Origin of the sequence: Brevundimonas viscosa (assembly GCF_900116065.1) — a bacterium.
Taxonomy (GTDB): Bacteria; Pseudomonadota; Alphaproteobacteria; order Caulobacterales; family Caulobacteraceae; genus Brevundimonas; species Brevundimonas viscosa.
The window spans coordinates 191,807-216,183 of record NZ_FOZV01000003.1 but is presented as its reverse complement, the minus strand read 5'-3'; the positions used below and the strand labels follow the sequence as shown (position 1 = coordinate 216,183).

The 24,377-nt window shown below is 70.9% G+C and carries 31 protein-coding genes, 1 tRNA gene and 1 pseudogene; 17 read left to right on the top strand and 16 right to left on the bottom strand.

Annotated features, from left to right (window positions below):
* Positions 1 to 159: 159 nt before the first annotated feature.
* Positions 160 to 1,197: a hypothetical protein gene (locus tag BM333_RS15650; RefSeq protein ID WP_177221827.1), complete on the top strand. Its 1,038-nt coding sequence runs from the start codon at positions 160 to 162 to the stop codon at positions 1,195 to 1,197.
* A 3-nt stretch (positions 1,198 to 1,200) separates the two neighbouring features.
* Here the strand turns inward: BM333_RS15650 and BM333_RS07515 are convergent, their stop codons facing one another.
* The gene (locus BM333_RS07515) at positions 1,201 to 1,839 is read right to left on the bottom strand and encodes an MT-A70 family methyltransferase (RefSeq protein ID WP_092309201.1); all 639 of its coding nucleotides are present in this window, start codon (positions 1,837 to 1,839) and stop codon (positions 1,201 to 1,203) included.
* A gap of 129 nt (positions 1,840 to 1,968) precedes the next feature.
* Here BM333_RS07515 and BM333_RS07510 point away from each other — a divergent pair, with 129 nt between their 5' ends.
* The 6 genes from BM333_RS07510 (at position 1,969) to BM333_RS07485 (ending at position 6,129) form a co-directional block, all read left to right on the top strand.
* On the top strand, positions 1,969 to 2,499 hold the full coding sequence (locus BM333_RS07510) for a DpnI domain-containing protein (RefSeq protein ID WP_092309198.1): 531 nt from the start codon (positions 1,969 to 1,971) through the stop codon (positions 2,497 to 2,499).
* A gap of 438 nt (positions 2,500 to 2,937) precedes the next feature.
* Positions 2,938 to 3,150: a hypothetical protein gene (locus tag BM333_RS07505; protein ID WP_092309195.1), complete on the top strand. Its 213-nt coding sequence runs from the start codon at positions 2,938 to 2,940 to the stop codon at positions 3,148 to 3,150.
* A 442-nt stretch (positions 3,151 to 3,592) separates the two neighbouring features.
* Positions 3,593 to 4,135 (top strand): hypothetical protein, encoded by a 543-nt coding sequence (locus BM333_RS07500; protein WP_092309192.1) that lies wholly within the window; start codon positions 3,593 to 3,595, stop codon positions 4,133 to 4,135.
* Positions 4,136 to 4,223: 88 nt separating this feature from the next.
* Positions 4,224 to 4,814, top strand: a complete 591-nt coding sequence (locus tag BM333_RS07495; protein WP_092309189.1) for a hemerythrin domain-containing protein — start codon at positions 4,224 to 4,226, stop codon at positions 4,812 to 4,814.
* Positions 4,814 to 5,131: a hypothetical protein gene (locus BM333_RS07490; RefSeq protein WP_092309186.1), complete on the top strand. Its 318-nt coding sequence runs from the start codon at positions 4,814 to 4,816 to the stop codon at positions 5,129 to 5,131. Before BM333_RS07495 ends, BM333_RS07490 begins: the two co-directional genes overlap by 1 nt.
* A gap of 44 nt (positions 5,132 to 5,175) precedes the next feature.
* The gene (locus tag BM333_RS07485) at positions 5,176 to 6,129 is read left to right on the top strand and encodes a DMT family transporter (RefSeq protein ID WP_092309183.1); all 954 of its coding nucleotides are present in this window, start codon (positions 5,176 to 5,178) and stop codon (positions 6,127 to 6,129) included.
* A gap of 68 nt (positions 6,130 to 6,197) precedes the next feature.
* On the opposite strand, the gene BM333_RS07480 is transcribed toward BM333_RS07485, so the two are convergent.
* The 4 genes from BM333_RS07480 to gluQRS form a co-directional block, all read right to left on the bottom strand.
* A complete protein-coding gene (locus BM333_RS07480) occupies positions 6,198 to 6,401 on the bottom strand; it encodes a cold-shock protein (RefSeq protein ID WP_092309180.1) in 204 nt (67 codons plus the stop codon).
* Between the two features lie 204 nt (positions 6,402 to 6,605).
* A complete protein-coding gene (locus BM333_RS07475; RefSeq protein WP_092309177.1) occupies positions 6,606 to 7,367 on the bottom strand; it encodes an extensin-like domain-containing protein in 762 nt (253 codons plus the stop codon).
* Positions 7,368 to 7,406: 39 nt separating this feature from the next.
* On the bottom strand, positions 7,407 to 8,543 hold the full coding sequence (locus tag BM333_RS07470) for a serine hydrolase domain-containing protein (protein WP_092309174.1): 1,137 nt from the start codon (positions 8,541 to 8,543) through the stop codon (positions 7,407 to 7,409).
* 136 nt (positions 8,544 to 8,679) lie between these two features.
* Entirely contained in the window at positions 8,680 to 9,528 is an 849-nt protein-coding gene (gene gluQRS / locus BM333_RS07465; RefSeq protein ID WP_092309171.1) for a tRNA glutamyl-Q(34) synthetase GluQRS, read from the bottom strand.
* 76 nt (positions 9,529 to 9,604) lie between these two features.
* On the opposite strand from gluQRS, the gene BM333_RS07460 reads away from it, so the two are divergent.
* The 5 genes from BM333_RS07460 to BM333_RS07440 all read left to right on the top strand — a co-directional run bounded on the left by BM333_RS07460 (position 9,605) and on the right by BM333_RS07440 (position 12,252).
* Positions 9,605 to 10,261 carry a DNA-3-methyladenine glycosylase family protein gene (locus tag BM333_RS07460; RefSeq protein WP_092309168.1) on the top strand — a complete coding sequence of 219 codons (657 nt, stop codon included), beginning with the start codon at positions 9,605 to 9,607 and terminating at the stop codon, positions 10,259 to 10,261.
* Positions 10,258 to 10,905 (top strand): trimeric intracellular cation channel family protein, encoded by a 648-nt coding sequence (locus tag BM333_RS07455; protein ID WP_092309165.1) that lies wholly within the window; start codon positions 10,258 to 10,260, stop codon positions 10,903 to 10,905. The genes BM333_RS07460 and BM333_RS07455 overlap by 4 nt, the downstream gene beginning before the upstream one ends.
* Positions 10,906 to 11,037: 132 nt before the next feature.
* Positions 11,038 to 11,598: an HNH endonuclease gene (locus BM333_RS07450; protein WP_092309162.1), complete on the top strand. Its 561-nt coding sequence runs from the start codon at positions 11,038 to 11,040 to the stop codon at positions 11,596 to 11,598.
* Positions 11,599 to 11,696: 98 nt separating this feature from the next.
* On the top strand, positions 11,697 to 11,930 hold the full coding sequence (locus BM333_RS07445) for a hypothetical protein (protein WP_092309159.1): 234 nt from the start codon (positions 11,697 to 11,699) through the stop codon (positions 11,928 to 11,930).
* A 97-nt stretch (positions 11,931 to 12,027) separates the two neighbouring features.
* The gene (locus BM333_RS07440) at positions 12,028 to 12,252 is read left to right on the top strand and encodes a hypothetical protein (RefSeq protein WP_092309156.1); all 225 of its coding nucleotides are present in this window, start codon (positions 12,028 to 12,030) and stop codon (positions 12,250 to 12,252) included.
* On the opposite strand, the gene BM333_RS07435 is transcribed toward BM333_RS07440, so the two are convergent.
* A complete protein-coding gene (locus BM333_RS07435) occupies positions 12,249 to 14,012 on the bottom strand; it encodes a M1 family metallopeptidase (RefSeq protein WP_245777185.1) in 1,764 nt (587 codons plus the stop codon). The two genes, BM333_RS07440 and BM333_RS07435, sit on opposite strands and share 4 nt — an antisense overlap.
* A 113-nt stretch (positions 14,013 to 14,125) precedes the next feature.
* A complete protein-coding gene (gene rpmB / locus BM333_RS07430) occupies positions 14,126 to 14,422 on the bottom strand; it encodes a 50S ribosomal protein L28 (protein WP_092309153.1) in 297 nt (98 codons plus the stop codon).
* Positions 14,423 to 14,632: 210 nt separating this feature from the next.
* Here rpmB and BM333_RS07425 point away from each other — a divergent pair, with 210 nt between their 5' ends.
* Positions 14,633 to 15,094 (top strand): DUF3617 domain-containing protein, encoded by a 462-nt coding sequence (locus BM333_RS07425; RefSeq protein WP_177221826.1) that lies wholly within the window; start codon positions 14,633 to 14,635, stop codon positions 15,092 to 15,094.
* 1 nt (position 15,095) lies between these two features.
* Here the strand turns inward: BM333_RS07425 and BM333_RS07420 are convergent, their stop codons facing one another.
* Positions 15,096 to 15,464, bottom strand: coding sequence for a hypothetical protein (locus tag BM333_RS07420; RefSeq protein WP_092309147.1), 369 nt, complete (start codon positions 15,462 to 15,464; stop codon positions 15,096 to 15,098).
* Between the two features lie 102 nt (positions 15,465 to 15,566).
* On the opposite strand from BM333_RS07420, the gene BM333_RS07415 reads away from it, so the two are divergent.
* On the top strand, positions 15,567 to 15,944 hold the full coding sequence (locus BM333_RS07415; RefSeq protein ID WP_092309144.1) for a c-type cytochrome: 378 nt from the start codon (positions 15,567 to 15,569) through the stop codon (positions 15,942 to 15,944).
* 58 nt (positions 15,945 to 16,002) lie between these two features.
* Here BM333_RS07415 and BM333_RS07410 read toward each other — a convergent pair whose 3' ends face one another.
* Positions 16,003 to 16,545 carry a CarD family transcriptional regulator gene (locus BM333_RS07410; protein WP_092309141.1) on the bottom strand — a complete coding sequence of 181 codons (543 nt, stop codon included), beginning with the start codon at positions 16,543 to 16,545 and terminating at the stop codon, positions 16,003 to 16,005.
* A 329-nt stretch (positions 16,546 to 16,874) separates the two neighbouring features.
* Entirely contained in the window at positions 16,875 to 17,216 is a 342-nt protein-coding gene (gene fdxA / locus BM333_RS07405) for a ferredoxin FdxA (protein WP_092309138.1), read from the bottom strand.
* A 164-nt stretch (positions 17,217 to 17,380) separates the two neighbouring features.
* On the opposite strand from fdxA, the gene BM333_RS07400 reads away from it, so the two are divergent.
* Positions 17,381 to 18,001 carry a YceI family protein gene (locus tag BM333_RS07400; RefSeq protein ID WP_092309135.1) on the top strand — a complete coding sequence of 207 codons (621 nt, stop codon included), beginning with the start codon at positions 17,381 to 17,383 and terminating at the stop codon, positions 17,999 to 18,001.
* Between the two features lie 5 nt (positions 18,002 to 18,006).
* On the opposite strand, the gene BM333_RS07395 is transcribed toward BM333_RS07400, so the two are convergent.
* From BM333_RS07395 to BM333_RS16295, 3 genes and pseudogenes are all read right to left on the bottom strand, one after another.
* A complete protein-coding gene (locus BM333_RS07395) occupies positions 18,007 to 18,291 on the bottom strand; it encodes an RNA-binding S4 domain-containing protein (protein WP_092309132.1) in 285 nt (94 codons plus the stop codon).
* Positions 18,288 to 20,774 carry a helicase-related protein gene (locus BM333_RS07390; RefSeq protein WP_092309129.1) on the bottom strand — a complete coding sequence of 829 codons (2,487 nt, stop codon included), beginning with the start codon at positions 20,772 to 20,774 and terminating at the stop codon, positions 18,288 to 18,290. The genes BM333_RS07395 and BM333_RS07390 overlap by 4 nt, the downstream gene beginning before the upstream one ends.
* A gap of 190 nt (positions 20,775 to 20,964) precedes the next feature.
* Positions 20,965 to 21,069 (bottom strand): annotated as a pseudogene (locus BM333_RS16295) (excalibur calcium-binding domain-containing protein); the annotation flags it as partial.
* 208 nt (positions 21,070 to 21,277) lie between these two features.
* Here BM333_RS16295 and BM333_RS07380 point away from each other — a divergent pair.
* Positions 21,278 to 21,354 (top strand) — tRNA-Arg (locus tag BM333_RS07380).
* A 33-nt stretch (positions 21,355 to 21,387) separates the two neighbouring features.
* On the opposite strand, the gene BM333_RS07375 is transcribed toward BM333_RS07380, so the two are convergent.
* Genes BM333_RS07375 through BM333_RS07365 form a run of 3 tightly spaced genes read right to left on the bottom strand, consistent with a single transcriptional unit; the run spans position 21,388 to position 23,514 of the window.
* Positions 21,388 to 22,287 carry an MBL fold metallo-hydrolase gene (locus tag BM333_RS07375; RefSeq protein WP_092309126.1) on the bottom strand — a complete coding sequence of 300 codons (900 nt, stop codon included), beginning with the start codon at positions 22,285 to 22,287 and terminating at the stop codon, positions 21,388 to 21,390.
* A 38-nt stretch (positions 22,288 to 22,325) separates the two neighbouring features.
* A complete protein-coding gene (locus BM333_RS07370; protein WP_092309123.1) occupies positions 22,326 to 23,177 on the bottom strand; it encodes a TlpA disulfide reductase family protein in 852 nt (283 codons plus the stop codon).
* A 10-nt stretch (positions 23,178 to 23,187) separates the two neighbouring features.
* Entirely contained in the window at positions 23,188 to 23,514 is a 327-nt protein-coding gene (locus BM333_RS07365) for a DUF983 domain-containing protein (RefSeq protein WP_092309120.1), read from the bottom strand.
* Positions 23,515 to 23,668: 154 nt separating this feature from the next.
* On the opposite strand from BM333_RS07365, the gene BM333_RS07360 reads away from it, so the two are divergent.
* Complete coding sequence (locus BM333_RS07360; protein ID WP_245777184.1) at positions 23,669 to 24,220, top strand: CinA family protein; 552 nt, start codon at positions 23,669 to 23,671, stop codon at positions 24,218 to 24,220.
* The last annotated feature ends 157 nt before the right edge of the window (positions 24,221 to 24,377 follow it).

Below are 24,377 nucleotides of genomic sequence, written 5' to 3'. Positions count from 1 at the left end.
CGCCTGCGGAGCGACAATGCCAATCTTGGTGGAACGAAGTCCCGCCACTTGGCGCAGTATATCGCTGCAAGTGCTGTTTTGCATTGCAACGATGCATGGAGCTATATGGGGCGATCGCTACACGCAACGCTCAACGGTGACCCTCATAGGGCGCTCCACTTGGCGTACTATGCGGAGCTAAGGGCTGCGATGAGTTTGCTCGCGGCATCGGGCGTCGGCATTTTTCTTAATAAGCACTACGTTATTACAGGTGCCCTCGCCTCAGCCAAGTTATCGACGGGCGATCGGACTCACGTACTGGCTTGGGACGCTCTGGCCTACTGGGGGAGGCAACGAGCCTCGGGAGATCTGTTTTCCGAGCTCATCAAGCCGGGTGGTATATCGGTGGCTGACTGGCTGTTCCCGGTGGGCGGCCGCGCTGCAGTTGGAGCCCAGGCATCAGCGTGGTTTCTTCAATGGGGCCAAGACCTCAAGTGGGGCGCGAAGGATCGCAACCTTCGAAACGAGTCAAGCTACCGGCCCGATGGATTGCCGAAAGCGTGGGCGACCGACCCTGCAGATTGTCTCTCGTATGTCCAGGATTTTTGGAGCGCGTTCGAACCGGCTTCTGGCGCCCAATTCAGTTCCCTTGATAGGCAGATCCTTCGGCTTGTCGTTGAGAATACTTACCGAGCCAGCAGCGACAGCGATCCCATCGGGCCGGGATTCGAAGAGCATGTAGACCGGATCATCGCCGGCCAAGGACTGCCGGAGTCGGCAGCGACCAGGTGGAAAGAGTTCCTCACCCGGAGGCTTGAACCGGCAGATAGCAGGTTGCTCTCGAAAGCGAGTGTGCGCCCCAACAGCCAAACACCCGACGAACTGGGGGTCACCTCTCGGGCGGCGCTACTGTTGCGGCTTTCGACCGGCGCAGTGGCAGACCTTATGACGGCAGCGGGTATATCTAGTCTGGATACGGGGTTTTGGTGGCAGTCGGTCGGGGTTGCGAGAGGATTCTGGTCAAGCGGAGCGGTTCCAGATCCACTCACTGACATGTGGGCGGACGTGAGAGACGCTCTCGACGAATTGGAAGCCTTCCAAGCGCGCTATGTTGCAGATCAACAGACCGCGTTCAGGGTGCAGACAGAGCTTGCGCCGTCCCTTCCACTCTTAAGTTCTGCTGAGCGTATCGGCCTGTGGTCGCTTTACCCAGCCTGAGGCCTACGACGCTCGTGCTGCGTAGTGGGCGGTCGGCCAATCGGGTTCGTAGACATCCGACTGATTGCCCCAAACGGTCCATCCGTCTCGCGGTCCGCGGGCAAATAGTTCGAGGTATGGACCCGAACTACAAGCCTCAATGAGTTTATATTGTTCGTCCGGTTTCCGGCTGTGCTCTCGTTTCCGAGTTTCGATCATGTTTACTTGGCGTCGGCCGGCATCCCGGGTCCGTGCATTCTTGCCGCGTACACCAAATAGGATGAGCTCGGTGACGTTCCGGAAGTAGAACCCGACGCCCCGGCCATCAGACCCGCCATCTTTTCGAACCTTGTGCCAGACGAGGTTCGATTTGTAGGTGAAGCCCCAAGCCTCCATGACCTTGAGCCCGTCCGGAAGCAGGGCGTTCGGCACCCACATGTAAAGATGGGCCGTTTCCGTCGCACAGCCCTCCACCGGAAGGGCACAGATATCGGCCAGCTCCATAGTCGGGTATCGGGTCAGGCGGTGGTGCTCGGGCGCGATCTTTCCCGTCCGGTTCTGAAACTGCCACGGAGGGTCCGCCAGGATTGTCCGAAACTTCGTCCCCTGCGTCGCCAGCTGAAGATCGATGCTCGCTTCACGAGCGATTGCGCTGAGTGCCATGGTCCGTCCTACCCGTGAGAGAATCGAATCATCGCGGCCTGAAGGTTCGGTTAACGGCCGCTGAATCACTGGGAACAAAGCAAGAACTCACACTGCGTCATTATCGGTCGCAGGCGGTACCCGGGCGCGATGCAGCAGCGGCTGGCGGTGGCCAACAATCCCAGCCTGTTCGTCATGGGCTACGACCGCGCGGCGTATCGCGTCTCCGACCTGATCGTCGTGCCGCGCCATTTCTTCACCGGGGCCATCGTCCGCCCGCGCCCGCCGCTGGGGCCGAACGCCCGCCGCGCCGGCTGGCAGGGCTGCGTCATCCGGCTGAAGGACGTCCCCGCCGCCGGCCGCATCCCCCTGATCCGCCACGGCGCGGCGCGCCCGCAGGCCGAGGTCCGCGCCGCCTGGGCCTCGACCCTGTTCCTGCGTGAAACAAAACAGGAGGCGCGCGGCTGGCTGCTCGCCGTCATGCAGGCGGTGGAGGCCGTGACCGCCGCCGCCGGCCGCCCCGACTTCACCCTCGTCGAGCTCTACGCCCGCGAGCCCGACCTCGCCGCCCGCTTCCCCGCCAACCGCCACGTCCGCGAGAAGATGCGCCAGCAGCTGCAGGTGCTGAGGGACCGGGGCTGGCTGAGGTTCGAGGGGCGGGGGCGGTATCGGGTGGGCTGATTTCCTTCTCCCCTCGGGGGTGGAGAGAGGTCGCATCGCGACCGATCGACGGGTGGGCGGCGGAGCCGCTCGGATGAGGGGGGAGGTCGACGCGAACCGGCTGGCCAGGAGCCAGAACGAACCAGCCCCCTCATCCGTCTCGCTCCGCGAGCCACCTTCTCCGCCGGGGGAGAAGGAAACGACGGCCCGGCTCATCCCCCGTTTCTCGCCATGGCGGAGCGTCGCCGGCGCGGGCGGAGGGCGTCAAGGACGCGCCCGCAGGGCGCGCCGCTGCGCGGCAGCCGCAGGCTGTCCTTGACTCCCTCCGACCGGCCGGCAGGCTGGCCGGCAAGGCGATGAAGGGGGGCTCTCTCCCGGGGAGAGAGGTCATCCACAAGCCGGCGAACAAACAGCGAACATTCCCCTCCCGCCGCCCCTTCGCCCGCGCTATCCGGCCCCATGTCCGAACCGCCCCGCCTGCTCCTCGTCCGCTGCCTGGCCCCCGGCTGCTTCCACGAGGCGGTGCTGGACGCGAAGACCCTGTTCCCCGACGGCGACCGCCCGCCGCCGGGGCGGTCGGAGCGCTTCCGCTGCGTCTGCGGGGCGAAGCGGGCGACGCTGGAATACCTCCGCCGCCGCCCCCGCCCGCCCAATCCGTGCGGCTGGATCTGAGGGACGGGCTTCGCCTTCGACGGTGGGGGCGACCTCCGAGGTCGCGGGTTCATCACGAAGGACACGAAGGGGGCACAAAGGACACGAAGGGGCCGGCGCTCCCCGCGGCGCCCGTCAGGGCGACGCAAACAATTCGATTGCGAGCCTGCGGCCCGCGGAAGGCGGAGACCGGCTCGCTCCCTTCGTGTCCTTCGTGAATCCTTTGTGTCCTTCGTGATGAACCCGCAGCGCCCGCCGCCGCGCCGGCCTCCGAACCAGACGCCCCCGGGAGCGGGACTCTGAAGACCTTCCCTCCCGCCCCTCCGACCGGCCGGCCGGCTGGCCGTCAAGGCGAGGAAGGGGAGCCCGGAGCCCATGGTCGCCGCGGCGCCCGTCGCCGCGCCTACGTCCGTTTTCGACGCACCCCCGGTCCATCCTGGCCGCGCTGACGGAGGAGGCGCGCATGGACTTTGCGGAGCGCAAATACCGCTCGGAGGACACCTGGGAGGCGGTGCGGCGGGGCTGGGAGCAGGGGGAGACGGCGGCGTCGCTGGCGCGGCGCTATGACGTCGGCCTCGCCAACCTGTGGCGACGGCGGGCGGCCGAGGGGTGGGAACGGCGGCTGGAGAAGGACCCGTCGCCGGAACCGCTGGAGGGCTGGAAGATGTACGCCGAGCGGCGGCTGGACGAGTTCGAGGCGCGGGTGGCGGAGACCCGCGACCTCGCCCAGCGGCTGCTGCGGATCATGCAGGGTGAGGAACTGAACGAGGTCCCGACCTGGCACATGGGCTATCTGGTGGTGTTCCGCGCCAACCATCTGGGACCGGAGACGGCGGCGGCCGACCGGGAGCGCTTTCGAGACCGCGACTGGGCGCCCGCGGTGTGGGACGAGGCGGGCTGCTTCAGGCCGCAGTACGAGATCGACCGTCGGCTGCTGCTGATGCACCGGAAGGAGTGGCGGGAGGAGGTCGGGCTGCCGGACGGCGTGGCGGAGGACTATCCGTAGGGCGCTGCCGGCCCGCCCCGGAACCGCGCGCGGCCCGACCGGTTTGACTCGGCAAGCCCTGCCAACCCCGAACCCCCGGAGCCCCGCCATGTCCGTCGTCGACAAGATCCTCTCGAAAGTCACCCCCGTCCCCGGCGAGGAGAAACGCGCCGAGGCCACGGCCAACGCGCGGGCCCGTTGCCAGTCGGGCGACTGGCTGTCGCTGGCGCTGGACCACCACGACCGCATCCGCGAGTGCTTCGCCGCCTGCCGCCGCGCCGAGAGCGCCGAGGCCCGCGCAGCCGCGATGAAGGAACTGGCCCTGATCCTCAACGGCCACTCGCTGGCCGAGGAGGTGGTGCTGTATCCCGCCCTGGCCCAGGCCGGCGAGAAGCTGCACGCCGGCCACGCCTACACCGAGCAGACCACGGCCAAGATGCAGATGGCCGAGCTGGAGAACATCCAGCCCTCGACCCCCGAGTGGATGGACAAGCTGAAGCACATCGAGGGGGCGGTGCTGACCCACATGTTCGAGGAGGAATCCAGCTGGTTCCTGCACCTCAAGGAAAACGGCGAGAACCAGGCGCACCTGACCGAGCGCTTCCGCGAGGAGTTCGAGCGCTACTGCGGCGGCGAGGGTCCCGCCCGGTCCGGCGAGCGACGCGGCGACGAGGCGGCGGCGCCGGGGGCCGTGATCTGATGACCCAGACCCCGCTTGAGGAAGAGGAGGCCGCCGCCACCGTCGCCGCCGGCGCCGACCTCGAGGCGCCCTCGCCGGCGCCGGCCGAGCCGAAGAGCTACCAGGCCGAGCCCTGGGTCGAGCCGGAGGGCTCGCAGCCGCCGCCCGCGGGGCTGACCACGGCCAACGACCCGTCGCTGCGGGCCCGGCTGGCGCGGGCCCCGCTGGTCGCCATGGGCGTCGCCGTCGGCAGCGTGCTGGTCGGCGCCGGCCTGACCCTGATGGCGATGCGCCGGCTGCGGCGGGCGCATCCGCTGGACCGCCTGCGGCGTCGCTGACGGCGGCAGGAGACGCGGGCGGCGCCGCCGTCCTATATCGGCGGATGCCCTCGACCCGCGCCGCCGCCCTGACCGTCCTTGTCGCCTCGGCGGCGGTGCTCGGCCTGGCCCCGATCCTGGTGCGGCTGGCCGAGGCGGGGCCGGCGGCGGCGGGCTTCTGGCGCTTCGCCTTCGCCCTGCCGTGGCTGTGGCTGCTGGTGCACCGCCCCGGCGCCCCGGCCGGCGAGCGCGGCCCCGGCCGGCCGACCGCCCTGATGGCGCTGGCGGCCCTGTTCTTCGTGCTGGACCTCGGCTTCTGGCACTATTCGATCGCCTTCACCTCGGTGGCCAACGCCACCACCCTGACCAACCTGACGCCGGTAATCGTCACCGCCGTGGCCTGGATCGTGTTCCGCGAGCGGCCCCGCGCCCTGTTCCTGCTGGCGCTGGCTGTGGCCCTGGCCGGGGCGTGGACGATGTCGGCCGGCGCCGACGGGCGGCAGGGCTCGAACCCGCGGCTGGGCGACCTGTTCGCGGCGGTGACGGCGCTCTGGTACGCCGGCTACTTCCTGACCGTGAAGGCGCTGCGCGGCCGGCACTCGGCCAGCCGCGTCATGCTGTGGTCCACGGCGCTGGGCGCGCCCCTGCTGCTCGGGCTGGCGCTGGCGCTGGGCGAGGACCTGACGCCGGCCTCGGCCGCCGGCTGGGCCGCCTGCGCCGGGCTGGGGCTGGTGCACGTGGCCGGCCAGGGCGGGGTGGCCTGGGCGCTGGGCCGGCTGCCGGCGGCCCTGACCGCCGTGACCGTGCTGATCCAGCCGGTGGTGGCGGCCCTGCTGGGCTGGCTGCTGTTCGCCGAGACCATGACCGCCGCCCAGATGGCCGGCGGCGCCGCCGTCCTGACCGGCGTGGTGCTGGCGCAATTTGCGTCGGGCCGCAGTCGTCGGCCCTTCGGGACCTCCCGACCCGACGCGGCCCCGGGCGACCCGGCCGCGTCGGGTCGAGAAGGCGGAGCCTTCTGACCGCGGCCCAAAAGAAAGGGCGCGGAAGCCGAAGCCGCCGCGCCCGTTCCGTAGATTGTGGTGTGCCCTTAGAGGACCTTGAGGTTCACCGCGGAGGTCTTGCCGCGCTGGGATTCCAGCTCGTATTCGACCTTGGCGTTCTCATCGAGGCCCTGCAGACCCGCCTTCTGGACGGCGGTGACGTGGACGAACACGTCCTGTCCGCCGCCATCCGGCTGGATGAAGCCGTAGCCCTTGGTCGGGTTGAACCACTTGACCGTGCCGGTCGCCATTGTGCGTCTCCGTAAACGCGCTTTTCCAGGCAGGCGCCCCTGCGGGGTCGCCCGTCAGCCCATCTGGACAAGCTCGTTCAGGCGAAGGAGCGTTGCACGGGGGTGGAGGCCGCGCCAAATCCGGACTGCGGCGGAGTTGTCTCCCGCAAAGCCGGGCCGCGTCAACCGCAAACCGATTCGCCGTGCGCGCGAACAGGGTTACGCTCAGGCGCAGAGGCCGCGCGGCGCGCCGTCGAGATGCAGGTGGTCGCGGTGAGCCTCGTTGTAGTCCGGCGTCAGCACGGTGGCGAAGACGCGGCAGGCGCCGTCGCGCACGCGGCGCAGGAAGGCCGCGCCCTCCGCCCCCGATCGGCCCGCCCCCTCCCAGTCACCGGCCACGGAGACGGTCCGGCCGTCGTCGAGGCGGACGGCGGCCACATCCAGCGCATTGGCCCGGGCGTGCTCGCTGGGCCGCTGGCCGGGGTCGTCGGAGTTGTAGATGCGGCGGCAGGCGTAGGACCCGTAGGTCTCGACCCGGCTGACTCCCGTGCCAAAGGTCGCCTCGGCCGCCGGACGCAGCACCTGCCGGTCCCAGATGACGTAACGCACCGCCAGCGGGCACTGCATGACCAGCCCGCCCGGGGCGAGCGGCGTCACCGCGCCGCCGGTGATCCGCACCGCCCCGCGCACGACGCAGAAGCCGCCTTCGTCCCGGTCGCTCGCCCGCTCGACCTCGACCCCCGCCTCGCGCAGCACCTGCATGCACGCTTCGGTGACGGCGAAGACCTCCTCGGGCGCGGCTGTCCGCGCCAGTTCGAAGTCCGCCACCTTGGCGTCGGTCGCCGCGCCGATCGGTCGGTTCAGGTCGAGCGGCTTCCAGGGCAGGTCCTGCGGCGGCGCGAACGCATTGAGCAGGGCGAAGCCGGCGCACAGGCCGAGCGCCAGCTCCCACATCAGGTTCCAGAAGTCTGCGAAGTCGCGGTCCATGACCGGGCAGCCTTACCTGCGCGCGGTCAGGGGGCCAACTCAGGCCGCGACGGCGGCTCCGACCAGCCGTTGCGCGAGGTCCTGGCAGGCCGGGCGGCCGGCCGCGCCTTCGTTCGCGACGGCGAGGACGGCGAGGCCCCGCTGCGGCGCGACCTGAACGCTGCAGTACCACATGGTGTTAGAGCCGTCGTGGCCGAGCACCGGTCCCGGCCCGGAAGCGCCGCCCCACGGCTCCTCGCGCACCCCCCATCCGCAGGCGTAGGCGGGAGGGGGGAGGGCGGCCGGCGGCGTGGTCAGCCTCGCCAGGCTTTCGCCGCCCAGCCAGTCGGGCCGTGCGCCCATCATCGCGGCGATGAAGCGTCCGTAGTCGGCGAGGCTCATGTGCGCCGTACCCGCCGGACCCAGTGCGGCGGGGTTGTCGGCTCCCCGATGGTCGGGCGGCATGGGCGTCCGCTGCGCGGCCGCGCCGCGGTGTCCCCACGGGTCGTCGCCCTCCGGCGCTCCGAACCCGGCGCTGGGGAGGCCAAGCGGCGCGAACAGTTCGCTCCGCATCGCGTCCTCCCACGACCCTCCCGTAATCCGTTCGATCGCAGCCCCGACCAGGACATAGTTGGCGTTGCCGTAGGCGAACTGCCCCGGCGCGCCGGGGGGCGGCGCGCCAAGCGCGGCCGCCGCGATGGCCGCCCGCTGCGCCGGCAGGGAGCGCGGATCCTGCCGAGCGGTCATCAGCCATTCGCGGCCCATGACGGCGGCGTCGGCCAGGCCGGCTCGGTGGTGCATGAAGTCGTCAAGGGTGGCGTTCGCCCAGCCCGGGTCGATGACGACGGCCGGGAAGACCTCCGCGAGCGGCATCGACCAGCGGGCCCGCCCCTGCTCGACCAGCCTCGCGAAGACGGCCGCGGTCATGGCCTTGGTGTTCGAACCGAGATGCCAGCGGTCGGCGCTTGTCACCGGTTCGGGACCGTCCAACCTGCGCAGTCCCCGCGCCGAGGACCAGACCAGCCCTTCACGCCCGACGATCGCGCCGGCCAGGCCTACGGGCGCGTGCGCGGTGAAAGCCGCATCCAGCGCAAGCTCCGCCGGGGCCGAACCGGCGCTCCGCGCCAGAACCGGCGCCGCGCTGACGACCGGAAGCGCGGCGAGGCCCGTCACCAGACGGCGGCGGTCGAAGTTCATCGCTTCCTCCTGCAAGGCCGACCTGTGCAGTCTGGCGGCGATCCCGGCGGACTGCACGTGAAGATGTCGTCACTCTCGGGCGGGGAATGGGGCGCGTCCGCCACGCGCGGCAACGGGCCTGAAACTCGGGCCGGCCTCAGAAGCCGAGTTCCGCGCGAAGCGTGGCGGGGTCCACGCCGGCGGCCCGGATCGACGCGAGCGTGACCGATCCGTCCCGCTTGGCGAAGCGTCGCCCGTCGGACCCGGTCAGCAGACGGTGATGCCGGTACGCCGGCGTGGGCCAGCCCATCAGCGCCTGGATCAGCACCTGGATATGGGTGGCCTCGAACAGGTCCTCGCCCCGGATGACGTGCGTGACGCCCTGCAGGTCGTCATCGTGGGCGACCGCCACGTGATAGGCGGTTCCGGCGTCCTTGCGGGCCACCACCACATCGCCGGCTGTCTCGGGTCGAGCCGGGACGAGGCCGCGCTCGCCCGTCGGGCCAGTCCCTTCCTCGACGAAGGCGAGGGCCTCCCAGGCCCGGTCGCCAAGCGCCTCGCGCGCGCGCGCGAGGGACAGCCTCCATGCGTAGGGCCGCCCCGCCGCCAGCAGCTCGGCCTCCTCGTCGGCCGGATGCGGACCGGGCCGCACCGCTTCCACGGCGCCGTGGGGCGCGTCGCCGATGGCGTCGAGGATCTCCTTGCGGGTCCGGAAGCACCGGTAGAGCAGACCGCGGCGTTCGAGCACGTCCACCACGGTGGCGTAGTCGGCGAGGTGCTCGGACTGACGGCGCACCGGCCGCTCCCAGTCGAGACCCAGCCAGGCGAGATCCTCGAGGATTGCGGCTTCGAACTCTGGGCGGCAGCGAGTCGGATCGATGTCCTCGAGACGCACCAGGAAACGCCCGCCCGCCGCCCGCGCCGCCGTCCAGGCGGTGAGGGCGGAGAAGGCGTGGCCCTTGTGCAGCCGTCCTGTGGGCGAGGGGGCGAACCGGGTCACGAACATGGCCGCACGATAGCGGGAACCGGACGCCGTCACACCCCGCGCTTGCGGGTCGCGGCAGCCCGCCTACTGTCGGGCCATGGCCCTCGCCCCCAGCCCTGCCGAGATCGTCGCCGCCCGCGCGAGCCTCGCCGACCGCGACCCCGCCCTGGCCCGGGCCGACGCCCAGACGCCGCCCTTCGAATGGCGGCTGCGTCCCGGCGGCTTCGAGGGCCTGTTCCGGATGATCGTGGAGCAGCAGGTGTCCGTCGTCGCCGCGGCGGCGATCTGGAGGCGGGTGGTCGAGGGTCTCGATGGCGACATCAGCCCGGAGGCTGTGCTGGGGCGCGAAGTGGACACGCTGCGGAGCTTCGGCCTCTCCGGGCAGAAGGCCCGCTACGGCCACGAGATAGCCCGCGCGCACGTCGAGGGGGCGATCGACTTCGACCACCTCGAGCGGCTGTCGGACCAGGAGGCGGTCGCGCGGCTGACGGCGATCAAGGGCGTGGGCCGCTGGACGGCCGAGACCTTCCTGATGTTCTGCGAGGGGCGGACGGACGTCTTTCCCGCTGGCGACATCGCCCTTCAGGAAGCCATGCGCTGGGCCGATGGGGCGACCCTGCGCCCCCGCGAGAAGGACGCCTACGCCCGTGCCGAGGCGTGGCGGCCGCATCGCAGCGTTGCGGCGCATCTGTTCTGGGGGTGGTATGGAGCGGTGAAGCGCGGCGAGGTCGCGCTGGAGAGCCCCGCCGCGTGAACCCCATCGTCGATCCCGCCCTGACGACGCCCGAGACGGTGCTCGGCGCCCTCGACTTCGCCGGCGTGGCCGTGTTCGCCGCCACCGGCGCCCTGGCGGCGGCGCGCGAGCGGCACGACCTCGTCACCTTCGCCTTCTTCGGCGCCATCACCGGCGTGGGCGGCGGCACCCTGCGCGACCTGCTGATCGGCGCGCCCGTCTTCTGGGTCGGCGACTGGCGCTACATCGCCGTCTGCGTCGCGGCCTCGATGGCGGTGTGGATCGTCGGCGCACGGCCGTGGCGGTTCCGGGCGCTGCTCTGGCTCGACGCCGTCGGACTGGCCGCCTACGGCGTCTTCGGCGCGGCCAAGGCCGAGCTGTTCGGCGTCGCTCCCCTGATCTGCATCGTGATGGGCGCGCTCACCGCCTGCTTCGGGGGCATCGTCCGGGACCTGCTCGCGGGCCAGCCTTCGATCCTTCTGCGCCGCGAGATCACCGTCTCCGCGGCCCTGCTGGCCGCCAGCGTCTACGTCGCCGTCCGCGCCCTGGGCCTCGAGGCCTGGCCCTCCGCCTTCCTCGCCGCCGGCCTCGGCTTCGCCCTGCGGGCCGGGGCCCTGGTCTGGGGCTGGAGTCTGCCGGCCTTCCCCGGGACGGCGACGCGCTGACGTCGCGAAACCGTCGTTCCGCGGTCATCGCCAAGCCGCCGAATCGGGACTAGTCTTTTTCCACAGACAAGGAAGGAGACGTGTCTTCAGTCCTGTCGCGTCGATGAACCCTCTCTTCGGGGCGAGGACCTGATGCAGGTCCTGCACCGCCCCCCGTCCGGCTGGCCCGCTCTGGTGCTCAACGCCGACTTCCGCCCGTTGTCCTACTATCCGCTGTCGATCTGGCCGTGGGAGGAGACGGTCAAGGCGGTCTGGCAGGAGCGCGTCGACGTGGTCTCGGTCTACGACAAGGTCGTCCGCAGCCCGTCCATGGAGATCCGGCTGCCCAGCGTGATCGCGCTGAAGAACTACATCGACCAGGATCGCCAGCCGGCCTTCACCCGCTTCAACGTGTTCCTGCGCGACGGCTTCGCCTGTCAGTACTGCGGAGACACCGCCGAGCTGACCTTCGACCACGTGGTGCCGCGCAGCCGCGGCGGACGCACCACCTGGGAGAACATCGTCGCCGCCTGCGGCCCGTGCAACCTGCGCAAGGGCGGTCGCACCCCCCAGCAGGCGGGGATGCCGATCCGCCGCGCACCGCACCGGCCGAACGCCTGGCAGCTGCAGGAACTGGGGCGGCGCTTCCCGCCGCACTATCTGCACCAGAGCTGGCTCGACTATCTGTACTGGGACATCGAGCTGGAGCCGTAGGCGCGTTCGGCTGTCGCAGGCGAATCCGCTGGACACCCCGCAGTGGACCTGCGCCTCTCGGCGCGCCGGCGATCCGCCCGCTCCCGAAAGCAAAGCTCATGGCCCGCAACCCGTACGCCGCCCGGCGGGACCACACCTGGCTCAAACGAATACTCCTGGTCCTCGCCGGGCTCACGGTCGTCGCCCTGCTCGCGACCTACATGCTCCGACCCGCCACCAGCCCCGCCGCCGAGGCGCGCGCCGCCTCCTTTCGACAACAGATCGACGCCAGCCAGGCCGCCAGCGACCGGGAGCGGGCCGCCGAGGCGGACCGTCGCGCCAGAAGCTTCTGAGACGCCCGCCGCACGGTAGCGCGCTTTTCGGGACTGTCGCGGAACTCTCCCGCGCGCCGGTGGTTTGCCTGTCTGCGTCAGTTGCAGGAGCGTGATCATGAAGAAGACCATCGCCGCCGTCACCGCCGGACTTCTGCTGGTGTCGGGCCAGGCCCTGGCCGCCGGCCAGTCGTCCACCGCCCGTGTCGGGGACCGGGTCGGCCCCCAGGCGGGCGAGTCCAGCGAATTCGCCGGCATCCCGCTGATCGGCATCCTCGCCGCCGCCGGCGTGATCGCCGCGGTCGTCGCCGTGGCTTCCGACGACGACTCCGAAAGCGATTAATCCCCGTCCGGGATGCGGCCCTTCCACGCCTCGATGAAGTCGAGGCGGCGGAGGGCCTTGTTCTCCGGATCGATGAGCACATGCGCCCCGGCGGGCGCGGGGATCTCCCCGCGCCCGCCGGTCATGTCCACGGTGCTTCGCCGGCCGTCGATCTCGACCTCGACCGGCATGGGAAAGGGCCGTCCGTCCGCGGCGACCCACTCCAGCCTGAGACGGCCGTCCTCCCGCGTCTGGCGCAGGTCAGGCAGGGCGGCGTTGTAGAGGTAGCCCTGGAAGAACCAGTCGAGCTCGCGCCCTGACTCCGCCTCGAGGATGGCCAGGAACTCGCCGGTCGTGGCGTTGCGGGTGGTGAAGTTCCCCGGCCGCGGGTCCGGCCGGCCATAGACCAGCCGCGTCACCGAACGGAAGAAGGCCTCGTCGCCGATCAGCAGCCGCAGGCTGTGGGCGATCAGCGAGCCCTTGTTGTACAGGTCCAGTCCGGGTCCGCGGTCCTGCTGGTAGACTTCGTCCTCGGCGCGATCCTCGCCGGACACCACGGGAAAGCGGTTGAGCAGCTGGTTGCGCTGCTCCAGCAGCTCCGCCTCCATGTAGCGGTCGCCGTGCAGCCAGCGCAGGTAGAGCGGCTGCATGTAGCTGCCCAGCCCCTCGTGCAGCCACATGTCGTCGGCGTTGCGGTTGGTCATCTGGTTGCCGAACCACTCGTGGGCCAGCTCGTGGTGCAGCAGCCAGTCGTAGCCCTTGCCGTCCAGCTTGTACTCGTTGCCGTAGGCGTTGATCGTCTGGTGCTCCATGCCCAGGTGCGGCGTCTCGACCACGCCCATCTTCTCGTCGCCGAAGGGGAAGGGGCCGACGGTCGCCTCGTAGAAGTCCATCATCGGCGCGAACTGGTCGAACAGGGCCTGCACCCTGGCCGGATCGTCGGTGCGCAGGTGCCAGTAGGACAGCGGGACCACATTGCCGAACCGGCTGCGGTAGTCGGCGCTCTTCTCCTCGTACGGGCCGATGTTGAGGGCGATGGCGTAGGTGTTCGGATTGGCCGCCGACCAGTTCCACGTCGTCCAGCCGTCGCCATGGTCCACAGTGCCAAGAAATCGGCCGTTCGACGGCGCCGCCAGGTCCGACGGCACGGTGATGTGCAGGTCCACCCGCCCGGGTTCGGCCAGCGGATGGTCGATGCACGGCCAGAACAGGTCGCAGCCCTCGGGCTGGACGGCGGTGGCGATCCACGGCTGGCCGTCCACCGTGGTCGCCCAGACGAAGCCGCCGTCCCATGGCGCGTTGGGCGCCACGCGGGGCTGGCCGGCGTAGGCGATGCGCACCTGCACCGACTCGCCGGCTGTCAGCGGGCGGGGCAGGGGGATGGTCATCCGTCCCTCGGGATTGCTCCAGCCGGTCGCCTCGACGCCGTCGACCTGCACCGAGGACACGTCCAGCAGGGTGTCCAGCTCGACGACGACCGCGGCCACGGGGTCGGTGGCGGTGAAGTCCAGCACCGCCACGGCGTCGATGGCCCGGTTGTCCGGGATCACCCGGATCGACAGGTCGGCCTTGTCGAAGCGCAGCGCCAGCTGCTCGGGCGTGCGCGGCTGGTCGGTGCCGAGCGTGAAGGGGGTGGATTCGCGCACCGGCGCCGGCGCGGCCTGCGGCTCGGGCCGGACGTCAGGGACGCCGTCGGCGGCGGGGGAGGGCGCCGTGGCGCAGGCGGCGAGGGCGAGGAGCGAGGCGCCCAGCAGGGCGGCGCGGCGGATGGTTGCGGACACGGACGGCTCCCCCGAACGAACAGACCGCCAGACTGGCGGGGCTCCCGGCGCCGCGCAAATGAAAAGGGCCGGCGTTTCCGCCGGCCCCTGTCAGGACTTCGATGTCGCCGCGATCAGGCCGCGGCCTGCTCCGCCAGCTTGGCCTTCACCTGGCGCTTGATGCGCTGGGCGGCAGGCGACAGCTGCTCGTCGCGGGCCTTGACGATGAAGGCGTCCAGGCCGCCCTTGTAGTCGAGGGTGCGCAGGGCGGCGTTGGAGATGCGCAGCGAGAAGGTCTGGCCCAGCGCGTCCGAGGTCACCTTGACCGCCTTCAGCGACGGCAGGAAGCGGCGCTTGGTCTTGATGTTCGAGTGGCTCACGCTGTGGCCGACCATCGGGCCGATACCGGTGAGTTCGCAACGACGCGACATCTGACTATCCTTCGGGCGCTGGCCGCGCAGACGGCGGACGCATGAAACAGGTGCGCGCGGGAGGTCGTCCCGCGCGAGAGGGGGGCGTATAGAGGAGGAGTCCCCGCCGCGTCAAGGCGGCCGGGCCGGAACGCGGCCGTTCAGCCGCCGTTCAAGCGCCATCTTCTATCGCCCTTGTGCATGAAGCGCATCGTCACTCCCGGGATTCCCATGAAGACCAGCCTGATCCGCACCGCCGTCGTCGCCGCGCCCGTCGTGGCCGCCGGCCTGCTGATGTCCGCGCCGTCCGCCGCCACGCCGCCCCAGGCCCCGGCCGGCCAGCCCCAGCCGGGCTACTGGGAGTACACGACCAGCGTGCTGGGCGTGCGGGACACCGAGCAGAAGTGCGTCCGCCCCAGCGAGATCAATCGCTTCTTCAACGGCCTGTCGACCCGCCGCTGGCGCTGCACCTATCCGGTGCGCCAGGTGGGTGACGGCAACGCCCGTTTCGAGGGGACGTGCGAGGACCGCAAGGGCCGCCGCGTCAACGTCCGGCTGCACGGCCCGTACGAAACCGAGAGCTTCCGCTTCAACGGCGGCGCCCAGCTGGCGCGGGGCACGCCCTACATTCCGGCCAGCATCAGCGCCCGGCGCATCAGCGCCCAGTGCCCGGCCAACGCCGAATATTTCTGAGTCAGACCGGAGCGACGGCCGCCACGACGTAGGTGTGCTGCTCGCCGTCGGTCAGGGTCAGGCTGACGTACTCGCCGGCCACGAAGCGCTCGTCGCCGAAGCGGAAGCCGACGGCGTCGTCCGCCTCGCCCGGCTCCAGATCGATGGTCCATCGCTCGCCGGGGCCATACCGCAGGCGACCCTTGGCCTCGGTCGCCCCGTCGACGAAGCGACGTGCGTAACAGCGGTCAGGCTGCTCCCGGCAGCCGGCCGGATCCAGCCGTCCGTCGCTGTCCAGCGGCGCGACCAGATCGTAGCCTTCCGTGGGATCGCCGGCGGGGCGGCCAGGCTCACGCGCCAACTCAAGGCGGATGTGGTAGAAATCGGCCATCGACGTCTCCTGTGCTCGCCACTGCGGCGCAGCGGGGGGATAACGCCTTTGGACGACCAACAGACGCCCGGTGCAATACCGGGATTTACCGGAGGGGTGGGGATGAGACTGATGATTGCGGGCGCGGCCGCCGCCCTGTTCGTTGTAGCGGGGTGCGCCGCCGACGGCTCGCCGCCGGAGACATCCGCGGTTCCGCCGCCGGCGGGGCTGAGCGGCTCGGTCGATCGCGGTGCCGTGCTGGTCCGTCTCAGGTGCGCCGGCTGCCACGCCGTCGAGCGCAGCGGCGACAGCCCCATGGCCGCCGCGCCGCCGTTCCGCGACATGGGCGTGCTCTATCCTGTCGCCGACCTGCAGGAAGCGTTCGCGGAGGGCCTGGTGACCGCCCACCCGGCGATGCCCGCGTTCCGGTTCGAGCCGCAGGAGATCGCCGACGTCATCGCCTACCTCGAGCACGTCTCCGGGACCGGGACGGGTCACTGATCGGAAAAGGGCCCGGGATCGCTCCCGGGCCCTTCCTTCATCCGGCGATGTCGCCCGATCAGGCGGCTTCGGCTTCCTCGGCGGCGGCGATGACCGCCTTCTTGGCGCTCAGCGACTTGCCGAGCAGCTCGACGGCGGCGTCCTTGTCGATCTTGTTCGCCGCGGCGACCTCGCGGGCCATGCGGTCCAGCGCCGATTCATACAGCTGGCGTTCCGAGTAGGACTGTTCCGGCTGGCTCTCGGCGCGGTGCAGGTCGCGCACCACCTCGGCGATCGAGATCAGGTCGCCCGAGTTGATCTTGGCCTCGTATTCCTGCGCGCGACGCGACCACATGGTGCGCTTGATACGGGCCCGGCCCTTCAGCGTGGTCAGGGCCTTGGACACGACATCGTCGGCGGCCAGCGAACGCAGGCCGGCGGTCTTGGCCTTCTTGGTCGGCACCCGCAGCGTCATCTTCTCGTGATCGAAGGTCACGACGTAGACCTCCAGCGACATGCCGGCCACTTCCTGGGTCTCGATCGCCGCCACCTTGCCGACGCCATGCGCCGGGTAGACGACCGCGTCGCCAACCTTGAACTCCAGACCGGTCTTGCTCGTCATGTCATTCCTTTCCCGGCGCAGCGGAAAGGGCGAGGCGAAGGCGCAAGAGCGACGGGGGCGCAGCCGGCGGAGCACAGGTCCGTCGGAGATGTCCTCAAGTCGTCAGTTGCGGAAACGGATCACCCAACCTCTGGCCGATCCCGCCTGCGTGGGCGGGATTCTGTCGCAAACGCGGGCGGCGCGAGGTTTTCGCAGACCGCCCGACCCAATGACAGGAACCTATCACAAATCTGCGGAATTTCAAAACGTCCACAGCGTCAGCGTACGGACGGCTGGAAATCCTCGCCGCACTGCGACAGCCAGCCGCGACTCGCCGCGCTGGCTGGCGATCAGGAGCCCTTGCCGGGCTTGGGCGAGAAATATTTCTCGAACTTGCCGGTCTCGCGCTCGAACTGCTCCTTGTCCGCCGGCGGCGTGCCCTTGACCGTGATGTTCGGCCAGACCTTGGCGTACTCGGCGTTGACCTGCAGCCACTTGCCGTCGGGCTCGTCCTCGGTGTCAGGCTTGATGGCGTCGACCGGGCATTCCGGCTCGCACACGCCGCAGTCGATGCACTCGTCCGGCGCGATGACGAGAAAGTTCTCGCCTTCGTAGAAGCAGTCGACGGGACAGACCTCGACGCAGTCCATGAACTTACATTTCACGCAGGCGTCGGTGACGATGTAGGTCATTTCGGGCGGAGATCACGCGGAGGCGGGGAGACGCCGGGGACATGACCCTCGTCGTTCCAACTGTCAACTTCCGGTATCGGCGACCAAATCGCACAGCAGACCTTGCGGTCCGGCGCCGGTTGGCTATCTGTAACCAACTCAGTTACCCATCTATGGAGGTTCCCATGCGTCCTGTTTCCCGGATCGCCCTGGCCGGCGTTCTTTCCCTCGGGTTCCTGGCGGCCGGGGCCGTCGGCGCCCAGCAGGCGCTCACCCGGGTCCCCGCCGAGGTGCAGGCCGGCAGCTACAAGCTCGATCCCGCGCACGGCAAGATCACCTGGTCGGTCGATCACCTCGGCTTCTCGACCTACGTCGGCCAGTTCGTGAATGTGCAGGCGGACCTGACCCTCGATCCGGCGAACCCGGCCAATTCGCGGCTGACCGCGACCATTCCGCTGACCGAGGTCGATTCCAACTCCGACGGACTGGATGCCCACCTGCAGACCCCCGACTTCTTCGACACCGCCAATCACCCGGTCGCGACCTTCGTCTCCCGCTCGGTGGCTGTGGATTCCGACGCTCCCTCCGAGGCGACCGTCGTCGGCGACCTGACCCTGCGCGGCGTCACCCGGCCGGTGACCATGGAGGTTGAATTCAACCAGGCCGGCCAGTCGATGGGCGCCTACAAGGCGGGCTTCGACGGCGAGGCGACCATCAGGCGCTCGGACTTCGGCATCAACTTCGCCCTGCCGGCCCTCGGCGACGAGGTGAAGCTGCACATCGAGGGCGAGTTCGTCCGCCAGTAGGCCGTTCAGCCCTCCGGCGCCCGCGCCTCGTACAGGGCGCGGGCCTCGGCCGGCGGGCCGCGCCGATCGCCCAACGCTCGCACCTCCAGCTCGACCAGCCGCCCCCCGAGCGCAAACACCAGGGCGTCGCCGACGTGGACGGTGCGGCTCGGCTTGTCGAGGCGGCTCTGCACCCCGTTGTGGGTCAGCCGCACGGTCCCCCGCTCGACCATGGCCGCGGCCAGCGAGCGGCTCTTCGCGAAGCGGGCGCGCCACAGCCAGACGTCGATGCGGCACCCGGCCTCGCTCACGAAGCCGCCGTCCTCCGCCGGCGCGGCCGCCGGCGGCGCGCCGGCGCCGGCTCGGGCGCGGTCAGCGCCGACAACGCGGCGAACGGCGAGTCCCTGACCGGCGCCGGCTTGCGTCCCTGGCGTTCCGGCTTCTGCGCCCGCGGCGTCTTCAGGGCGGCCAGCAGGGCCCTGGCGTCGGCCTCGCTCACCCCGAGCGCCGCCAGATCCTCGTCGCCGAGGCGGCCGCCGCTCTTGGCGCGCCGTTCCGCCAGCGCCTCCAGCCACTCCACCGGCGCCGTGAACCGTCCCACCGCCCGCAGACCGAAGGCCGACAGCTGGCGCGGCGACGGCGGCGGATCGGCCAGCGAGCCGAGGCCGGGCGCCGGTGGCGGGCCCGCCGCCTCGGCGACGAAGGCCTGGGCCACCCCGCGCGCGCGGTCCTTGAGCAGGCCCGGCAGCCAGACGGAGTGCGCCCCCGGCCGCACCCCGAATTCCTTCAGCGTCCGGCGCTCGGCCTGGCTCAGGGCGGCCAGATCGCGCTCCACCTCGCGCCGGTCGATCACCCCGCCGGCCTCGACCAGCCGGAAGGCGATCCCGCGCGGCAGCCCCTTCAGCGTCCCGGTCTCGATCGCCGATTTCAGCCGACGCAGCGGCCGCAGCGCGCGTCCGGCCTCGCCGGCCAGCCAAGCCTCCAGCCGCTTCGTCGCCCGTTCGCGCGCCGCGGCGGAGCCGAGATCGCCCAGCAGCCGGACTTTCGGGGCGAAGGGTTCGCCGCCGACCACCCGCCCGGCCTGGGCGCCGCGCCACAGCACCGCTCCGTCCGGGGTGACCGCGAAGGCCTCGTCCGGCTCGGCCGCCAGCCGTCCCAGCCGCCGCGCGATCTCCGGCGTCACCGCCTGCCGGGCGGCGTGTCTGAGCGCGCGGTCGGCCAGCGCCGATCCGCCGCGGTCGATCCGGAAGTCGACGCCGTTCAGCCGGCCGACCACGTGGCCTTCGACCACCACCTCGCCATCCTCGGCGACCTCCGCCAGGGCGTCGCCGCGCACGTTCAGCGCCTGCATGAGGGCGGTGGTGCGGCGATCGACGAAGCGCGCGGTCAGGCGCTCGTGCAGCACGTCCGACAGCCGCTCCTCCAGCGCCCTGGTCCGGTCGCGCCAGCTCTGGGCCTGATCCAGCCAGTCGGGCCGGTTGGCGATGTAGCTCAGCGTCCGCACCCCCGACAGCCGCGCCGACAGCTGGTCGATCTGGCCATCGTCGCGGTCGAGGGCGGCGAAGCGCGGCGCGACCCAGTCCTCCGTCAGCCGTCCCCGACGGCCGGTCAGGGCCTCGAAGATGTCCTTCGCCAGCCGCGCGTGCTCGTCCAGGGTGGTCTTCTGGAAGTCGGGCAGCTGGCAGGCCTCCCACAGCCGCATCAGCGCCCCGCGTGAGCGGCTGACCCGCTTCACCGCCTCATCCTGGGCCAGCCGGCGCAACAGGGTCTCGTCCAGTGCGGGTTCGGTGAGCCTCAGGCCGGACCGCTGCGGCGTCACCGTCAGCGACCGCAGCAGATCGGGCAGGGTGTCGAAGTCCAGCCGGGCGTTGCGCCACTCCGCCGCCTCCACCGGATCGAAGCGGTGCTCGACGACCTGCTCGACCAGATCCGGGTCCAGCTCCAGCGCCTCGCCGGTGACGCCAAACGTCCCGTCGCGCAGGTGGCGGCCGGCCCGACCGGCGATCTGGCCGATCTCGTGGGCGTGCAGCCAGCGGGTCCGGCGGCCGTCGAACTTTCTCAGGCCCGCGAAGGCGACATGGTCGACATCCATGTTCAGCCCCATGCCGATGGCGTCCGTGGCCACCAGGAAGTCGACCTCGCCCGACTGGAACAGCTCGACCTGGGCGTTGCGGGTGCGCGGGCTGAGGCTGCCCATGACCACCGCCGCCCCGCCGCGCTGGCGGCGGATCAGTTCGGCGATGGCGTAGACCTGTTCGGTGGAGAAGGCGACGATGGCGCTGCGCCGCGGCAGACGGGTCAGCTTCTTCGATCCCGCATAGCTGAGCGTCGACAGCCGGTCCCGGGCGACGATCTCCGCGTCGGGAACCAGCGCCCGGACCAGCGGCGCCATGGTCCCGGCCCCCAGGAACATGGTCTCGGCCCGGCCGCGGGCGTGCAGCAGGCGCTGGGTGAAGACGTGACCCCGCTCCGGGTCGGCGACCAGCTGGATTTCGTCGACGGCGAGGAACTCCACCGACCGTTCTAGCGGCATGGCTTCCACCGTGCACACAAAGTAGTGCGGCCGGGCCGGGACGATCTTCTCCTCGCCGGTGATCAGGGCGACCGAGGCGGCCCCGCGCTGGCGAACCACGCGGTCGTAGATCTCGCGCGCCAGCAGGCGCAGCGGCAGACCGATCATGCCCGAGGCGTGGCCGAGCATCCGCTCGACCGCCAGGTGGGTCTTGCCGGTGTTGGTGGGGCCCAGGATCGCGGTGACCCGCGACGGGGCCTGTCCTGCGCCTCGGTCACTCATACCCGTGAAAGGTGGGCCCTCGCGACTTGTTCCTCAAGCCGCGCCGGATGCGAAGCTGTCCGGGTAAACGGCCAGCGTGACCGTGGCGGAACAGGCGCGAAACGAATCAGGACCGAATCACCGACACGGCCCGATTCGGGGTTTGTTCCCTACAGGATATTGTATCTTAAGGCCGATTAACCACAACGGATCAGCGCGACTCGCAGGCGACGCCGTCGTTGTCGCGATCGAGGGCCGGCCGATACCCCGGCTGGCCTCGCCGGATGTTCTCACGTCCGGCCGCGCGCGCCTCGCTGCAGTTCCGGAAGTAGACGTCGGCCTGTGGCCGCTCCGCCGGGGGGACGCGGTGGCGGGCCGCGCCGGGGCGGCGGGGTCGACGTCTGGGTCTCTATCAGCGCCAGCGCTGCGATCACTGTAAGGTGCATGCCCTCGTCCGCGCCTCCGCGAAAATCCCCAGCCACGCTTCCCCCGCGCCGCACAAGCCGCTAGGTCAGCCGCTGCGTGGCCCCGTAGCTCAGCTGCATAGAGCAAGGCTTTCCTAAAGCCGAGGTCGGAGGTTGGAGTCCTCCCGGGGTCGCCAAAGCTTCTTGCCGCCGCCGCCGGCGCCGGCGCATCAGGCCTGCTCCTCCGGCGGCTCGAACCGGTTGGCCGGGATGCGGAAATACACCCGTCCGTCCGCCTCCGGTTCCGGCAGCCGGCCGCCGCGGATGTTCACCTGCAAGGCGTAGAGCATCAGCTTCGGCAGCGGCAGGGTGGCGTCGCGCCGTTGGCGCAGGGCGACGAAGTCGGCCTCGGACCGGTCGCCGCCGACGTGAATGTTCCGGGCCTTCTGCGCCGCCACGGTGCTGAAACAGGCCGGCTCGCGGCCGTCCGGGCCATAGTCGTGACCGACGAAGACTCCCGTGTCGTCCGGCAGGGCGAGGATGTCCCGGATGCTGCAATACAGGGCGTGCGCGTCGCCGCCGGGGAAGTCCGCCCGGGAGGTTCCGGCGTCGGGCATCATCAGGGTGTCGTGGACGAAGGCGTTGTCGCCGATCACATAGGTGATCGAGGCCGGGGTGTGGCCGGGAGAGAACATCACCCGGGCCGGCAGCTCGCCGACGCGGAAGGTCTCGCCCTCCCGGAACAGCCGGTCCCACTGTCGCCCGTCGGTGGGGAAGTCGTCCGGCAGGCCGTAGAGGTCCTTCCACAGCGCCTGGACGCCGGTGACCTTCTCTCCGATGGCGGTGGGGGCGCCGAGCTCAGCCTGCAGCCACGGCGCGGCCGAGAAGTGGTCGGCGTGGGGATGGGTGTCGAGAATCCATTCGACCCGGAGCTCCCGCTCGCGGACGAAGGCCAGGATCGCCTCCGCGTTGCGGGTTGAGGTCGCCGCCGCCGTCTCGTCGAAGTCCAGGACCGGATCGATGATCGCGGCGGCCCGCGTGGCGGGATCGACCACCACATACTGCCAGCTGCCCGTCTTCGCGTCGTGGAAGGCGGCGATCTCGGCCCCGCCGTGGGTGAAGGTCTGCATCCAGGCCTCGCTGTCGGTCCGGGGAGGGCCCCGGCCTGTCAGGAAGCGGCGGGCGGATGAGTGGTTCCGGCTCCATCCGCGGGCGGCGGCGGCGTGCGCTCCAGCCGGCGGATCCCGGCGTCGATCTGCTCGGGCGCGATTTCGCCCATGTGCGCCCTGGCCAGCCGGCCGTCGGCGTGGAGGAACAGGGTCACGGGGATGCCGACGGTCCCGTAGTGCCGGGCCACCGCCTGCGACCGGTCGAACAGCACATGTTCGAGGCCCAGCTGTTCGGCCGCAAGAAAGCGGCGCGCCGTTTCCGGCGCTTCGCCCTGGTTGACGAACAGGAAGCGGACGTCGGGATGGCGCGCGGCGGCGGCGTCCAGCGCCGGCATCTCGCGACGGCACGGCGCGCACCAGGTGGCCCACAGATTGATCACCGTGGGCCGGCCCGCGGGCGCGGCGAGGTTGACCGACGGCCCGGACAGGGCGGCGAGGGTGAGCGGCGGCGGGGGCAGGGGCTCTGTCCGCACCGACAGCTGGTGGGCGACGCCCCACACAAGGGCCGAGGCGACGACGGGCGCCGTAGCCCACGCCGTCAGGCGGCGGTCTCGCAGGAAGACGATCGAGGCGACCACGACCACCGGCAGCACCCACAGCCAGTCGAAACCGCCCTGCCAGACCGCGAGGGCGCGCAGCGGATCGTCGCGGAAATAGCCCCAATGTCCCATCACGTGGGCCAGCCGCGCGGCGGCGATGCCGCCCAGCGCCACCGTCGTGCTCCACGGATTGAAGCGTGGGCTGATCCGCGAGGCCAGCCAGCCGGAGCCGACCATGAACACCAGCACGCCCAGCAGGATGGCGAACCGCTCTCCCGACAGGACGACGGGCCCGAGCTCGATGGCGTTCATGCGCCGCTCGTCAGCGCCACTTCGAGCCGTCGCCGTGGCCGCCGACGCTGTCCCACTGCGCCTCGGCCGCCTTGTGCACGTACTGCTCGGCCACCAGCCAGCCCTTCAGCGGCCGCAGCACGCCCAAGCAGCCCAGCACCAGCAGCGGCATGGTCACCACCATGTGCACCCAGACCGGCGGGTGGACGGTGAACTCGAACCACATGAACAGCCCCATGCCCACCAGGCCGACCACGCTCATGCCGAAGAAGGCCGGGCCGTCGGCCGGGTCGGCGAAGTCGTAGGACAGACCGCAGGCAGGGCAGCTGTCGCGCAGGGTCAGGTAGCCCCTGAACATCGGCCCTTCCCCGCACCGGGGGCAGCGCCCGCGTAACCCGGTGGTCATCGGGCTGAGGCGCGGGCGTTCGGGTTCGGTCATGGCGCGGTTCCGGAGCATCGGAGGGGGGAGTCTCCATGTCGGCCTCCGGCCGACGGGAGGCAACCGGGGCTGGATGTCGCGGGGGAACGCCCCGCCGACGCCGCCGTTTCCCGCCTTGATGACCGAGACGCTCAGCCCCGCCCTTCCCGACGACATCGAGCGGCTGGTCGAGGCCGTTCTGAAGCCGGCCTGCGACAGGGGCCTCACCCTGGCCACGGCCGAAAGCTGCACCGGCGGGCTGGTGGCCTCCGTCCTCACCGACGTCGAGGGACGGTCGCACGCGTTCGAGCGCGGCTATGTGGTCTACACCGACGAGGCCAAGGCCCAGGAGCTGGGCGTGCCGCTGCGCCTGATCCGGCAGAACGGCGCCGTCTCGGAGCCGGTGGCCCGCGCCATGGCCGAGGGCGCGCTGCGCGAGTCCGGAGCCGGCGCGGCCGTGGCCATCACCGGTTTCGCCGGCCCGGCGGGGCCCGACGACGAGCCGGGGCTGGTGCATTTCGCCCTGGCCGCGTCGGGCGCGCCGACGGTGCACGAGGAGCACCACTTCGGCGACGTCGGGCGGGGTCCGGTGCGGCTGGAGTGCCTGCGCGTGGCGCTGCGCCTGCTGCGCGACGCGGTGGCGTGATGCGCTGGCCGGCCACCCTCGGGCTGGTCGCGGCTGCGATCGTCGTCGCGGTGGTCGTCTGGTAAGCGAGCGGCGGACGGTTCGTGTTCTTCTTCCTTCCGCTGCTCATCGGCCTGCCGCTTCTGGGCCGCGGCCGGCGCTAGGCGACCCGGTCACC